This window comes from Cellulomonas sp. SG140 (genome assembly GCF_025770785.1).
Lineage (GTDB): Bacteria > Actinomycetota > Actinomycetes > Actinomycetales > Cellulomonadaceae > Cellulomonas.
Genome location: NZ_JANZLA010000007.1, coordinates 14,492 through 28,776, shown reverse-complemented (window position 1 = coordinate 28,776; position 14,285 = coordinate 14,492). Strand labels below are relative to the sequence as shown.

General features: G+C 69.9%; 11 protein-coding genes. 5 read left to right on the top strand and 6 right to left on the bottom strand.

The features are described from left to right. Positions 1 to 41: 41 nt before the first annotated feature. Positions 42 to 3,941 carry a replicative DNA helicase gene (locus tag N0B34_RS13235; protein WP_318529990.1) on the bottom strand — a complete coding sequence of 1,300 codons (3,900 nt, stop codon included), beginning with the start codon at positions 3,939 to 3,941 and terminating at the stop codon, positions 42 to 44. Positions 3,942 to 4,595: 654 nt separating this feature from the next. Here N0B34_RS13235 and N0B34_RS13230 point away from each other — a divergent pair. The 5 genes from N0B34_RS13230 (at position 4,596) to N0B34_RS13210 (ending at position 9,907) form a co-directional block, all read left to right on the top strand. Next, positions 4,596 to 5,837 carry a branched-chain amino acid ABC transporter substrate-binding protein gene (locus N0B34_RS13230; protein WP_263731876.1) on the top strand — a complete coding sequence of 414 codons (1,242 nt, stop codon included), beginning with the start codon at positions 4,596 to 4,598 and terminating at the stop codon, positions 5,835 to 5,837. A 99-nt stretch (positions 5,838 to 5,936) separates the two neighbouring features. Then, the gene (locus tag N0B34_RS13225) at positions 5,937 to 6,980 is read left to right on the top strand and encodes a branched-chain amino acid ABC transporter permease (protein WP_263731875.1); all 1,044 of its coding nucleotides are present in this window, start codon (positions 5,937 to 5,939) and stop codon (positions 6,978 to 6,980) included. Continuing rightward, positions 6,977 to 8,200 carry a branched-chain amino acid ABC transporter permease gene (locus N0B34_RS13220; protein ID WP_263731874.1) on the top strand — a complete coding sequence of 408 codons (1,224 nt, stop codon included), beginning with the start codon at positions 6,977 to 6,979 and terminating at the stop codon, positions 8,198 to 8,200. Before N0B34_RS13225 ends, N0B34_RS13220 begins: the two co-directional genes overlap by 4 nt. Further along, positions 8,197 to 9,201 carry an ABC transporter ATP-binding protein gene (locus N0B34_RS13215; protein WP_263731873.1) on the top strand — a complete coding sequence of 335 codons (1,005 nt, stop codon included), beginning with the start codon at positions 8,197 to 8,199 and terminating at the stop codon, positions 9,199 to 9,201. Before N0B34_RS13220 ends, N0B34_RS13215 begins: the two co-directional genes overlap by 4 nt. Beyond that, a complete protein-coding gene (locus N0B34_RS13210) occupies positions 9,188 to 9,907 on the top strand; it encodes an ABC transporter ATP-binding protein (protein WP_263731872.1) in 720 nt (239 codons plus the stop codon). Before N0B34_RS13215 ends, N0B34_RS13210 begins: the two co-directional genes overlap by 14 nt. A gap of 131 nt (positions 9,908 to 10,038) precedes the next feature. On the opposite strand, the gene rplI is transcribed toward N0B34_RS13210, so the two are convergent. The 5 genes from rplI to N0B34_RS13185 all read right to left on the bottom strand — a co-directional run bounded on the left by rplI (position 10,039) and on the right by N0B34_RS13185 (position 14,127). Further along, positions 10,039 to 10,488 (bottom strand): 50S ribosomal protein L9, encoded by a 450-nt coding sequence (rplI, locus tag N0B34_RS13205; protein ID WP_263731871.1) that lies wholly within the window; start codon positions 10,486 to 10,488, stop codon positions 10,039 to 10,041. A gap of 14 nt (positions 10,489 to 10,502) precedes the next feature. Then, on the bottom strand, positions 10,503 to 10,739 hold the full coding sequence (rpsR, locus tag N0B34_RS13200; protein WP_263731870.1) for a 30S ribosomal protein S18: 237 nt from the start codon (positions 10,737 to 10,739) through the stop codon (positions 10,503 to 10,505). Between the two features lie 65 nt (positions 10,740 to 10,804). After that, positions 10,805 to 11,329 carry a single-stranded DNA-binding protein gene (locus tag N0B34_RS13195; RefSeq protein WP_263731869.1) on the bottom strand — a complete coding sequence of 175 codons (525 nt, stop codon included), beginning with the start codon at positions 11,327 to 11,329 and terminating at the stop codon, positions 10,805 to 10,807. Positions 11,330 to 11,395: 66 nt separating this feature from the next. Continuing rightward, complete coding sequence (gene rpsF, locus N0B34_RS13190; protein WP_263731868.1) at positions 11,396 to 11,689, bottom strand: 30S ribosomal protein S6; 294 nt, start codon at positions 11,687 to 11,689, stop codon at positions 11,396 to 11,398. A gap of 191 nt (positions 11,690 to 11,880) precedes the next feature. After that, complete coding sequence (locus tag N0B34_RS13185; protein ID WP_263731867.1) at positions 11,881 to 14,127, bottom strand: penicillin-binding protein; 2,247 nt, start codon at positions 14,125 to 14,127, stop codon at positions 11,881 to 11,883. Between the last annotated feature and the right edge of the window lie 158 nt (positions 14,128 to 14,285).

Here is a 14,285-nt window from a genome sequence, read left to right as displayed (position 1 = left end):
GTTGTGAGCCCGACGGCATCGCGACCGCCGCCGCACCGCACCTACATCTGCATGTCGACGAAGCGCGAGTAGTGCCCCTGGAACGCCACCGTGATGGTGTCCGTCGGACCGTTTCGGTGCTTGGCCACGATCAGGTCCGCCTCCCCTGCACGAGGCGACTCCTTCTCATAGGCGTCCTCGCGGTGCAGCAGGATCACCATGTCCGCGTCCTGCTCGATGCTGTTGTGGACCGCGATGCCGTTCGCGACGAAGTTGTGGGTACCGACCACCGTGGCGTCGAACACCTGCTGCTCGCCGAGCGGCTCGATCGCCACCACCTGGTCCCACAGGAGGTCGTTCACGGCGAGGATCTCGAGGTCCTCCGACTGCAGCACCTCGGCCACCCGTCCCAGTCGCGCCCTGGACGGAGCGTGCTTCCACAGGGTCGAGCCGCAGAACTGGGTGCCCATCGCCGCGGCGAACTCGCGGTGCGTCATGCCGCGCTCGACCAGGATGTCGCGCACGTCGTCCCACACCTCACGGGGCACCGTGTCGACGTTCGGGTTGCCGGACAGCTCTCGAACGATCTCGAGGAGCCGCTGCGCCTGCACTCCGCGGGCGCCGTGCACACCGATCTCCTGCAAGAACCGCCGCTGGTCGTCGACCCCGGAGATGTCGATCGTGTAGCCGTCGCGGTAACCCGCCTTGCGGACGGTCCGCAACCGCGTCGAGATGCCGAACCGCAGGAGGAGCACCGCGAGCTGTTCCGCGAGGCGACGAGACGTCGACGCGTAGTAGATCCGGCCACCGCGACCGGTGGCGTTCACGGTGACTGACCCGTCCGTCGCCCAGATGTGCCGGAGGAACAGCGCGATCTGCTGCTTCGGCAGGTGGAAGACCTCGGTCGGGACGAACTTCTCGTGGCTCCGGGCGCCGAACAATCCGAAGTCGTCGAGCCACTCGGCGATCGGGTTCCGCTTCCCTCGAGCGAGCCGGTAGGGAGCGGGCAGCCGCAGGGTCGTCACCCGTGCCGCCGCGTAGTCGTCACGGAGCGGCGTGATGCCGAAGGCTGCAGCGGCATCGCTGACGGCAGCAAGGTTCGCCTCGTCGATCGACGCGTACCGGATGGGCTGCCGTCGCACGAACGACCCGTCTCCGAGGAGGTGCGCCAGCATCACCACCTTGCGGTCGTCCCAGTGCGCCGTCCGCTCCGGACCGGGCACGTGCCGGGGCACGCCCAGCCGCGACCCGACGCTCAGCTCCTCGAGCGGCGTCCACCCCTCGTAGGTGAGGAATGGATGGTTCGCCGTGGCCGTGACTCGCTTGCCGGAGGCGAGGGTGAGCCGGAACACAGGCTTGACGCCGGTCGGGAACACGTGGGTCAGGTGGCGCCGGACGTACTGAAGGCGGTCGTCCAAGGCCCAGACGGAAACGTCACGGGCACCGAGCGCGTAGAGCTCGCCCAAGGTCGTCTCCGCGCCGGTGTCCGCTCGCAGGATCCGGGTGTCCTCCGTCAGGCAGCCCGACTCACGCAGGTCGCTCATCTGCGGCTTCTTGTCGGTCCTCTGTTCCGGGCCACGGTTCAGCTGCGAGATCGCGATCACCGGTACCTCGAGCTCCTTGGCGAGCAGCTTCAGCGCACGCGAGAACTCGGACACCTCCTGCTGCCGGGACTCGACGCGCTTGCCGGAGCTCATCAGCTGCAGGTAGTCGATGATCACCAGCTTGAGGTCGTGGCGCTGCTTGAGCCGACGGCACTTGGCCCGGATCTCCATCAGCGACATGTTGGGGGAGTCGTCGATGAACAGGGGCGCCTCGGAGATCTTGCCCATGGTCTGCGCGACCTTGGCCCAGTCGTCCTCGCCCATCTGACCGGTGCGCATCTTCTGCAGGTGCACGCGCGCCTCGGCGGACAGCAGTCGCATGGTGATCTCGTTGCGGCTCATCTCGAGCGAGAACACGACGGACGCCATGTTGTGCTTGATCGAGGCCGACCGGGCGATGTCGATCCCGAGGGTCGAGTTGTGCGTCGGGATCATCGCCGGTCCCGCGAGGTACAGGTGGTCGGCGTGCTCGACCTCGACGCACCGGACCGGCACGGAGTCGACCCGGTCGACCGCGACGACCATCCGCTGCCTCAGGCGCGGAGTGGAGGGCCGCCGCCGGTCCTTGTGCACCAGCCGCTTCCGCTCGAGAAGGAACACGTCGTCGTCGGTGGTGAAGGTGATCGTGTACGCCGTGGAGCGGGACTCGCGGCTCCCTGCCACCCGCCGCGTGGACAGTCCGCTGCGGTAGCCCAGAGTGTGGACGAGCTCCCGGGCGTCGGTGGCCAGCCGCTCGTCCGTGAAGGTCAGCTGCACGCTGCCCGTCGGGTTGACGGTTCCGTCCGTGTCCAGCAGACCGGCCAGCAGATCGCGGCGCTGCCGCTCGCTGCCACGCAGGTACTGCACCGGGATGTGCTTCGACCCCAGCACGCCGAGGGTCCGGAGTCGCGCCTGAACGGTGCCGAACGCGTCCCGGCACGCCTGGCATCGGACCAGTCCGGTCGTGGGCTGGCCGCAGTCGGGGCACGTCGGTGCAGGGACCGGTCCGGAGAGTGCCTTGACGCGGCCGCCGCACGACTGCCCGCACGTCCGTACGTGGCTCCGCCGCGGTACGAACCGCACGCCGCAGACCTCACACTCCCGCTCCGCGAACGGCTCAGCGGGAGGCAGCGCGATCCCGTAGCCACGGGTACCCGCCGGCCCGCGCGACCACACCGTCGCGGCCGCCACGTACCCGCGCGACTCGATCTCCATCGCGATCTCGGGGTCGGCCGACACGAAACGGGCACCGTCCGCGCTGCCGTCCCCCAGCCACACGCCGAGGACGTACGGGTCGACGAGGAGCTCGGCCTCCGGCAGGTCGAGGGGCGCCGCCGTGTCGACGCTGTGGTTGGCACGCTGGTCTGCAGTGGCGCACCGAAGCGTCGCCGCAAGCTCCTCCGTCGTGCGGATGCCCAGCTGCCCGCGGTCGCTGCGGCGCCGGTCGAGGCGGGTGCGGGTGGCCCACTGGTGCCAGGCGTCCGCGACGATCGTCGACCCGTCGTCGAACGTCACGCGGTAGCACGGACGGCCGCTCATCACCTCGGTGGTGGCCACCACCGGCGTCGGCGTGCCGTCCGCTGCGAGCAGCAGGTCGCCGACCTGGACGTCGCCCATCGTCGTCCAGCCGGTGGGCGTCGGGAGCGCGGTGTCGAGTGCGAGCGCCTTCCCGATAGCCGGACGGGCCGCGATCACGATCATCTGGCCGGCGTGCAGCCCGTTGGTCAGCCGGTCCAGGTCGGCGAACCCGGTCGGCACCCCCTGCATGCCCTCGCCGCGGTGCCCCGCCGCCTCGATCTCGTCGACGGTGCCGCCGATGATCTGCGACAGCGGCAGGAAGTCCTCGCTGGCCCGCCGCTCGGTGACCGCGTACACCTCGGCCTGGGCGGAGTTCACCAGCTCGTCGACGTCGCCGCCGTCGGTCGCGTAGCCGAGCTGCGTGATGCGCGTGCCGGCCTCGACCAGCCTCCGCAGGATGGCCCGCTCGCGCACGATGCGGGCGTAGTAGCCCGCGTTCGCGGCGGTCGGGACGGTGGCGATCAGGGTGTGCAGGTACGGCGCGCCGCCGATGCGACCGATCTCGCCGCGCTTGGTCAGCTCGTCGGCGACCGTGACGGCGTCGGCCGGTTCACCGCGCCCGTACAGGTCGAGGATCGCCTCGTACACGATCTCGTGCGCCGGGCGGTAGAAGTCCGTGCCGCGCAGCTGCTCGATGACGTCGGCGATCGCGTCCTTGCTGATCATCATGCCGCCGAGCACCGAGCGCTCCGCGTCCAGGTCCTGGGGCGGGAGCCGGTCGGCCGGGTCGTACCGGCGGTCGCCGGAGTCGCCGTGCGACCGCGCGGACGGCACGCCGTACTCCAGGTCCTCGATGGTCACCGGTCCTCCACCCCGCTCGCCGCGCTGCACTCTCGAACGTGTGTTCTACCGGACGCCACCGACATCCTCACGGACACCGCCCCCTGCGACCGCACGCACGCCCCGTCCACGAGGGGCCAGGGCGAGAGTAGGCGGCCGCCGACGGACGGCTCAACGACCGCCGTCCACACCCCCTGTGGAGCCACGGCGGCCCGGCTGTGCACAGTTGGTGGACAGCGTTGTGGACAACCGTCCTGATGGTCTTCCGGCACGTCAGCGACCTGCGACAGCGCTGTGCACGGGCTGTGGAGTGCATCCCGATCATCACGAATTGGTCTCGGATTCACACCGTGGACAGCCCTCGGACACCTGCCGCGGCATGGTGTCCGGTTCGTCCCCAGCCCAGTCCCCAAGCAACAGCGCACCCGCGATGCCGCTGCGGTCCGACGTGACGCGTCGGTAACAGGCATCGCATCCCGACCGGTTGACCCCTACCATCGTCGTCACCCGGGTCGAGGGCGTGATCGCATCGTGGCCCTCCGGATCTCGACTCGTGATCCGTTTGCGTGTGAAGTGGAAACTCCACGGAAACGCAACGGGCCTACCTTGCGTGCCAACCCGACGCTCAGGGGTCGGGACGGAGGCCGTGCCTCGACCAACCAGGAGGTAGCACACATGCGCAGATCGACACCGCGGCTCGCGGGCGTGGCGCTCGTCATGACCGCCGGCCTCGTGCTGGCCGGCTGTTCCTCGAAGAGCGCGGGCGGCGGCGGGGGCAGCACCTCGGGCGCGACGGGCGGCAGCTCCGCCTCCAGCAGCCTGTCCATCCAGCCGCTCGTGCAGGTGGACGCGTCCGGCAAGAAGGTCACCGCAGCGGGCGGCTCGACGGCCGCGGACCCGGCGGGTGACGGCAACGCGAAGTGCAGCAACATCTCCATCGGCATGGCGGGCGCCCTGACCGGTCCGAACGCGGCCCTCGGCACCAACATCCTCAACGGGCTCAAGCTCGCGGTCGACCAGCACAACAAGGCGAACGCCGGCTGCCAGGTGACCGTCAAGCAGTTCGACACCGAGGGCGACCCGCAGAAGGCGACCCAGGTGGCGCCGCAGATCGTCTCCGACAGCTCGGTGATCGGGCTGCTCGGCCCGGCGTTCTCGGGCGAGACCAAGGCGACCGGCAGCATCTTCAACCAGGCCGGCCTCCTGTCGCTGACGGCGTCGGCGACCAACCCCGGGCTGACCACCAACGGCTGGAACAACTTCTTCCGCGGCCTGGGCAACGACAACTCCCAGGGCGGCGCGATCGCCAGCTACATGAAGGACACGCTGGGCTACAAGAAGGTCTGCGTGATCCAGGACGACTCCGACTACGGCATCGGCCTGGCCACCGTCGTCGCGAAGACGCTCGGCTCCGTGGCCGTCTCCTCCTGCAACGCCAAGGTGAAGACGGGTGACAAGGACTTCTCGGCCGCGGTGCAGCTGGTGAAGGACGCGTCCCCGGACGCCGTGTACTACGGCGGCTACTACGCCGAGGCGGCGCCGCTGCTGTCGCAGCTGCGTCAGGGCGGTGTCACGGCGGCCTTCGCCTCCGGCGACGGCACCAACGACCCCGAGTTCGTCAAGCAGGCCGGTGACGCGTCGAAGGGCGCCTACCTCACCTGCCCGTGCGGCCCGGCCCCGGACAAGTTCGCGGCCGACTACAAGGCGATGTTCTCCGTCGCCCCCGGCGTCTACTCGGTCGAGGCGTACGACCTCGGCACGATCATGCTGAAGGGCATCGACAAGGGCATCACCGCCCGCGGCGACCTGGTCAAGTTCGTCGCGTCGTACGACGGCGCCGGGCTGGCCAAGAACTACAAGTGGGACTCGACGGGTGAGCTGGCCTCGGCCAGCACCTGGGTCTACCAGGTGAAGTGACCCCGGACGACGGCCGGGCCCACCAGGGCCCGGCCGTCGTCGTCAGTCCCGCTCGCCCCGTCACCACGCGGTGCCGTGGCGGATCTCGTTAGGAGCAACATGAGCGTCCTCCTGCTCGCCGGCGGGCACGTCCTCGCCGGAGGCATGGTCAGCGCCTTCGACATCGGAGCCCTGGGCCGCAACTTCTGGGCCCTCACCGTCGACGGCCTGACCTACGGGTCCATCTACGCCCTGGTCGCGGTCGGCTACACGCTGGTCTACGGGGTGCTGCGGCTGATCAACTTCGCGCACTCCGAGATCTTCATGTTCGGCATGTTCGGCCAGTACGCGACGCTGATGCTCCTCGGCTTCAGTCCCAGCGGCAACGCCTACCAGCAGGGCACGCTGATGACGATCGTCTACCTGCTCGTCGCGATGGTCGGCGGCATGGCGGTCGCCGGCGGTGCCGCGGTGGGCCTCGAGCGCGTGGCGTACCGGCCGCTGCGGCGGCGTGGGGCCCCGGCGCTCGTCTTCCTCATCACCGCCATCGGCGCGTCGTTCGTGCTGCAGGAGTTCGTGCACTTCGTGCTGCCCAAGCTGACCGGCGGCAACCTCGGCGGTGTGAACGCGCAGCAGCCCATCCGGCTGGTCCAGGCGACCGCCCAGTTCCACTTCGGCAACGCGACCGTGAACAACGTCGAGATCGTCATCGTCGCCTCCGCCCTCGCGCTCGCCTTCGCGACCGACCGGTTCATCAACGCCACCAAGTTCGGCCGTGGCATCCGCGCCGTCGCGCAGGACCCGGTCACCGCCACGCTGATGGGCGTCTCGCGCGAGCGCGTGATCATGCTGACCTTCCTGGTCGGCGGCATCCTCGCCGGTGCCGCCGGCCTGCTGTACACGCTGAGGGTGCCCAGCGGCATCCTCTACTCCGGCGGGTTCATCCTCGGCATCAAGGCCTTCGCCGCCGCCGTCCTCGGTGGCATCGGCAACCTGCGCGGCGCGCTGCTCGGCGGTCTGCTGCTCGGCGTGATGGAGCTGTACGGGCAGGCGCTGTTCGGCACCGAGTGGCGCGACGTCGTCGCCTTCGTGCTGCTGATCCTGGTGCTCATGTTCCGGCCGACCGGCATCCTGGGTGAGTCGTTGGGGAGGGCCCGCGCATGAGCACCGAAACCGTGACCGCCCCGGTCGCACCGCACCTGGGTGTGGGCGACCGCATCCGGCTGTGGTGGGACACCCTGCCGCGGCAGACCCAGTGGCTGGTCGGCATCCCGGCGATCGTGCTGATCGCCCTGCTGCCCGTGCTGCGCCCGCCGGTGCTCACCACCGTCGGCACCGACTTCGGCGGGGTGCTCGCCCAGTTCGGCATGTACGCCCTGCTGGCCATCGGCCTCAACGTCGTCGTCGGCCAGGCCGGCCTGCTCGACCTCGGGTACGTCGGCTTCTACGCCGTCGGCGCCTACACCGTCGGCCTGATCACCAGCCCGGACAGCCCGTGGCGGGTGCACGGGCTGGACCCGCACTGGGCCTGGCTCGCCGCACTGCCGGTCGCCGTCGCGCTCACCGCGATCTCCGGCCTGATCCTCGGGTCGCCGACGCTGCGGCTGCGCGGCGACTACCTGGCGATCGTCACCCTCGGCTTCGGCGAGATCGTCCGACTGCTGGCGGACAACCTGTCGAACATCACCGGCGGCGGCCGCGGCCTGTCCCGCATCGCCTACCCCGTGGTCGGCACCAGCAGCACGCGGCCCACCGGCGTGTTCTCCGCCGGCAACACGAGCCACCCGGTGAACTCCGGCACCGCCTGGTTCTGGCTGTCGCTGGTGCTCATCGTCGTGGTGCTGACCCTGGTCGGGAACCTCGAGCGCTCCCGCGTCGGCCGCGCCTGGGTGGCCATCCGCGAGGACGAGGACGCGGCCGAGATCATGGGCGTCCCCACGTTCAAGTTCAAGCTCTGGGCGTTCCTGATCGGCGCCTCGATCGGCGGCCTGTCCGGCGCCCTGTACGCCGGCCAGGTGCAGTTCGTCGTGCCGACCACGTTCAACGTGATCAACTCGATGCTGTTCCTGTGCGCCGTGGTGCTCGGCGGTCAGGGCAACAAGCTCGGCGTGATCCTCGGGGCGTTCATCGTCGTCTACCTGCCGAACTTCTTCATCGGGCGCACCAGCCTGTTCGGCATCCCGATCAACGGCAACGAGATCGCCAACTACAAGTACCTGTTCTTCGGCGTCGCCCTGATGGTGCTGATGATCTTCCGACCACAGGGGCTGTTCCCCGCCCGGCAGAAGCTGCTGACCTACGGCCGTGACGTCTACGCCGCGGCGCGGCGGGCGGCGACCGCGCTGACGCACCGAACCGAGGAGACCGTGGGGGAGGCCCGATGAGCATCAACCCGCAGATGCCGGAGGCCGGGTCCGAGCACTCCGAGCAGCATCGCGGCACCGAGTCCCGGTACGTCACCGAGGACTCGGTCGCCGAGGAGTTCCTGCCCGACGGCGGTGTGATCGACGAGGTGCCGGTCGACGTAGCCGAGGTCAACCCCGACCTGGCCAACCCGGAGCTGGTCGCCGAGCTGGTTGCCCCGGACCGCAGCATCCGCACCGAGGTCGGCGGCACCCTGCTGCAGATGGACGCCGTCACCGTGCGGTTCGGCGGCCTGACGGCGCTCGACGCCGTGAGCTTCGAGATCAAGCGCGGCGAGATCCTCGGCCTGATCGGCCCCAACGGCGCCGGCAAGACGACCTGCTTCAACACGATGACCGGCGTCTACCGGCCCACGTCGGGCCAGGTGGTGTTCGACGGCCGGCCGATCGGCGCGATCAAGCGGAACCAGATCACCCGCCTCGGCATCGCCCGTACGTTCCAGAACATCCGGCTGTTCTCCGACATGACGGCGCTGGAGAACGTCATCGTCGGCACCGACGCACGGCACCGCACGTCGGTGCCCGGGGCGGTGTTCCGGTCCAAGCGGCACCGCGCCGAGGAGCGCGACGCGCTGGAGCGCGGCATGGCGCTGCTGGAGTTCGTCGGCATCGGCAAGCGCGCCACGCAGCAGGCCCGCAACCTGCCCTACGGCGACCAGCGCCGCCTCGAGATCGCCCGGGCGCTGGCCACCGAGCCCAAGCTGCTCTGCCTGGACGAGCCTGCCGCCGGCTTCAACCCGGCCGAGAAGCAACAGCTGATGGACCTGATCCGCAAGATCCGCGACGACGGCTACACCGTGCTGCTGATCGAGCACGACATGCGCCTGGTGATGGGCGTGACGGACCGCGTCGTGGTGCTGGAGTTCGGCCGCAAGATCGCCGACGGCCTGCCCGCCGAGGTGTCCGCCGACCCGGCCGTGATCGCTGCCTACCTGGGGGTTCCCGACGATGCCACTGCTTGAGCTGAAGGACCTCACCGTCTCCTACGGCCGCATCGAGGCCGTCCGCGGCATCTCGCTGACGGTGGACGAGGGCGAGCTGGTCACGCTGATCGGCGCCAACGGCGCGGGCAAGACGACGACCATGCGGGCGATCTCCGGCATCCGGCAGCTGTCCCGCGGCTCCGTCTGGTTCGACGGCAAGGACATCACCCGGATGAAGGCGCACGAGCGGGTGCTGGCCGGCATCGTCCAGGCACCCGAGGGCCGCGGCGTGTTCCCCGGCATGACCGTGGTGGAGAACCTCGAGATGGGCGCCTACGCCCGGGTGTTCCCTTCCAAGGCGGAGCACGACGAGACGCTGGCGCGGGTGTACGAGCTGTTCCCGCGCCTGCACGAGCGCCGCGACCAGGTGGGCGGGACGCTGTCCGGTGGTGAGCAGCAGATGCTGGCCATCGGCCGCGCGCTGATGGCCCGGCCCCGGCTGCTGCTGCTCGACGAGCCGTCCATGGGGCTCGCGCCGATGGTGATCCAGCAGATCTTCCGGATCATCACCGAGATCAACTCGGCCGGGACGACGATCCTGCTCGTCGAGCAGAACGCCCAGCAGGCGCTGTCCCGCTCGCACCGGGCGTACATCCTGGAGACCGGTGAGGTGGTGACCTCCGGCGCCGGCAAGGAGCTGCTGGCGGACCCGGCCGTCAAGCAGGCCTACCTCGGCGTCGCCTGACCCGACCCCCCGACCCGACCCTCCCGACCCGGCACGCCGGTCCGCCACTCACCGACCGCGGCTCACTGCGAAACGACGAACGCCCCGCCACCCGTGACCGGGGGCGGGGCGTTCGTCGTCGTTGCGGAGCGTCAGGCCTTGACGACCTTGACGGTCACCTTGGCGGCGACCTCCGGGTGCAGGCGGACCTGCACCGAGTAGTCGCCGACCGACTTGATCGCCTGGGCGATCTCGATCTTGCGCTTGTCCACGGCCGGGGCGCCGGCGGCGACGAGCGCCGCGGCGATCTCGGCGGTGGTGACGGCGCCGAACAGCCGGCCGCTGTCGCCGGCCTTGGCGGCCACCGTCACCGGCTTGGACTGCAGCGAGTCGCGCGTGGCCTTCGCCTCGTCCAGCGTCGCGATCTCGCGCGCCTTACGGGCCTTGCGGATGGCCGCGACGTCCTTCTCGGCACCCGTGCTCCACGGCGTGGCCAGGCTGCGCGGGATCAGGTAGTTGCGGGCGTACCCGTCCTTGACCTCGACCACGTCGCCCGGAGCGCCGAGGCCGGTGACCTCGTGGGTCAGGATGATCTTCGCCATGTCGGTCCCCTTCCTCAGCGTGCCGACGACGAGTACGGCAGCAGGGCCATCTCGCGGGCGTTCTTGACGGCGCGGGCGATGGCCCGCTGCTCCTGGACGGACACCCCGGTCACCCGGCGAGCGCGGATCTTCCCGCGGTCGGAGATGAACTTGCGCAGCAGCGCGGTGTCCTTGTAGTCGACGACGTCGATCTTCGACGCCTTCAGCGGGTTCTGCTTCTTCTTGGGCTTGCGAACGACGGGCTTGGCCATCGTGGTGCTCCTCGTCTGTCGGAGCCCCGGGCTTGCCCGGCCCGGGGATGGGAATCAGTTGTCTGTCAGAAGGGGGGTTCGTCGGAATAGCCGCCGGCCGACCCACCCGCGGGCGTGGCCCACGGGTCGTCCTGCTGGCTGCCGCCGGAACCACCCTGACCGCCGTACCCGCCGCCGCCGAAGCCGCCACCGCCCCCACCACCGAAGCCGCCGCCACCGCCGGACCGCTGGGTCCGGGTGACCTTGGCCGTGGCGTAGCGCAGCGACGGACCGACCTCGTCCACCTGCAGCTCGACCACCGTGCGCTTCTCGCCCTCACGGGTCTCGTAGGAGCGCTGGACGAGCCGGCCGACGACGATGACGCGCGTGCCCTTGGTCAGCGACTCGGCGACCGACTCGGCCGCCTCCCGCCAGATCGAGCAGCGCATGAACAGCGTCTCGCCGTCCTTCCACTCGTTCGACTGGCGGTCGAACGTGCGGGGGGTGGACGCGACCGTGAAGTTCGCGACCGCGGCCCCGGACGGGGTGAAGCGCAGCTCCGGGTCCCCGGTCAGGTTCCCGATCACCGTGATGGTGGTCTCACCGGCCATGCCAGCTCCTCGCAGGTTCGTGTCGACTGACTTCGGCGCACGCTAGCGGCGGGCACCCACAACGGGTCAGGCGTCGGTGCGGAGCACCTTGGTGCGCAGCACGACCTCGTTGAGGCCCAGCTGGCGGTCGAGCTCCTTGGCGGTCGCGGCGCTCGCGGTGAAGTTGACGACGGCGTAGATGCCCTCGGCCTTCTTCTTGATGTCGTACGCGAGACGACGGCGGCCCCAGATGTCCACCTTGTCGACGCTGCCGCCGTCGGACTTGACGACCGACAGGTACTTGTCGAGCGACGGGGCGACGGTGCGCTCCTCGATCTCGGGGTCGAGGATGATCATGATCTCGTACTGACGCAGGCTCATACCCACCTCCTCTGGTCTTCGCGGCCACGGTCGGTCCGTGGCAGGAGGGTCTGTGCGTCCGCCCCCCGGGCAGCCGTCAGGACGACGACGAGCACGCGGGGCAGCGGTCCATCGTAGCGTGCGGCGCGCAGCCCCCGGTCCGGGGCTGTGCACGACGGCGGCTCGGTGGCTGGACCCCGGTCAGCCCAGGGTCACGGCGTGGACTTCGGGGCCGGTCCGCCCGCCGTCGCCGACGGGCTCGGCGCAGGCGCCTGTGTCGTGGGCGGCGGGGTTGCCGGACCGGTGGAGACGGTGAGGGTCACCGAGGAACCCGCCGGCACCGTCGTGCCGGACGCCGGGGACGCGGAGATGACCCGGCCTGCCGGGACGGTGTCCGACGGCGCCGTGACGATCACTGCTGCGAGCCCGGCGTTCTGCAGGGCACCCGAGGCGTCCGCCTCGGTGCTCTTGACCAGGCCGCCGGGCACCTGCACGGTCGTCGGCGCCTGGGTGGTCGGCGCGGTGGTCGGCGTCGCGGTGTCGGTCGGTGTGGCCGTCGGCGTCGCCGTCGGCTTGTTGCCGATCCACGCCGGCTGCGGGAAGTCGGACTTCGGCGTCCACTGCGGCATCGCGAGCACCGGCTTCATGTAGTCGGCCCACAGCTTGGCCGGCCAGTCACCACCGGTCACCTGCTTGATCCCGCCGAACGCCGTGATCGAGTCCTGCGACTTGTTGTCCTCACCGAGCTGGCTCATCGCCACGGCGGTGGTCAGGCTCGTCGTGAACCCGTCGAACCAGGCCGACTTGTTGTCCGTCGACGTGCCGGTCTTCCCCGCGATCGGGATGTTCAGCGGGCTGATCCACTTGTGGCCAGTACCGGTGGTGTTGGTCACCACGTGCTGCATGGCGTAGATCGCGTCGGCCATGACGTCAGGGGCGAAGGCCTTCTGCCCGGCACTGCCCCCCTTGTCCACCGTCTTGCCTGTGGAGTCGAGCACCTCACGCACGATGAACGGCGTGTGCTGCACGCCCTGGGCCGCGTACGTGGCGTAGGCCGCGGCCATGTCGAGCGGGTGCACGTCACCGGCACCCAGCACGTTCGAGCCGACGACGGGCTGGGGTGTTGTCACGCCGGCGCGCTTGGCGACCTCAGCGGACTTGTCCGGTCCCACCTTGAGGTTGAGCTGGGCGTAGACGGTGTTGACCGAGTCGGACGTCGCGCGGATCAGGTCGATGCGGCCCGGCTGCTCGTTGGCGAAGTTGGTGACCTTGTGGTCGGGGGTGTCCCAGCCCGGGATGACCTGCGGGGAGGCACCGTTGAACTCCGTCTTCAGCCCGATGCCCTGCTCCAGGGCGGCGACCAGGGTGAAGGGCTTGAACGTCGAACCGGCCTGGATGTTGTCGTACGTCGCCGCGTTGCGCTGGTCCTTGAGATAGTCCGCGCCGCCGTACAGCGCGACGATGGATCCGTCCGCCTGGTTGATCGTCGAGATCGCGAGGCGCAGCCGCGGGTTCGGTGTCGCGCCGTTGGCCAGCTGCCCGGAGTACAGGTCGTTCGCCGAGCGCACCGCCTCGTTCTGCACGGCCGGGTCGATCGTCGTGATGATCGTGTAGCCGCCGGTCTTGATGTCGCCGATCGACAGCTTCATCGAGGTCTGCAGCTCGTCCAGCACCATCTGCAGCAGGTAGCCGTTGGTGCCGGCCATCGCGTTCGACTGCTTGTACTGGATGGTCTGCGGGAACTCCTGCTTGTCCCGGTCCGCCTGGGACAGGAAGCCGCCCTTGACCATGTAGTCCAGCACGCGGTTCCAGCGGGCCTTCGCCTTGTCGGGGGCGTTGGCCGGGTCCCAGTTGTTGGGCGACGGGATGATGCCGGCGAGCAGCGCGGCCTGCGAGACGGTGAGGTCCTTGGCGTCGACGCCGAAGTACGACTGCGCGGCGGCCTGGATGCCGTAGGAGTCGCGGCCCAGGTAGATCGTGTTGAGGTACCGGCCGAGGATCTGGTCCTTGGACTCCGTGCGGCCGATCTTGATGGCCAGCATCGCCTCTTCGGCCTTGCCGATGTAGTTCGTCGTCGTCCGGTTCTTGTAGTACGTCTTCACGTACTGCTCGGTCAGTGTCGAGGCACCCTGCTGCGCGTTGCCGCGCAGGTTGTTCCACAGGGCGCGGGCGATGCCCCGCGGGTCGACCCCGGCGTTCTGGTAAAAGCTCTGGTCCTCCGAGGCGACCACGGCCTTGCCGACGTACGACGGCAGCGTCGAGTAGTCGACGATGTCGCGCTTCTGGTCGGCGAACGTCCCCATCACCGGGCCTCGGGAGCCGTCGGCGTTGTTGGCGAAGTACACCGTCGAGGTCTGGAACTTCACCTGGGCGGACGGGGACGGGACCTTGAGGGTCGCGTACGCCGCGACGGCGGCGCCGAGCCCGACGAAGATCAGCCCGAGGAACGTGCCGAGCACGACGCGCCAGGACGGCAGCCAGCGCCGGAAGCCGGTGACGGTGGACCGGGGGTAGTCGAAGAAGCGGCGGCGCCCGGTGACCCTGCCACGGCCGGACCGGCCGGCTGCGGGGCGACGGGTGGATCCCCGGCGGGACCGGGGAGGCGCGGAGCGCCGAC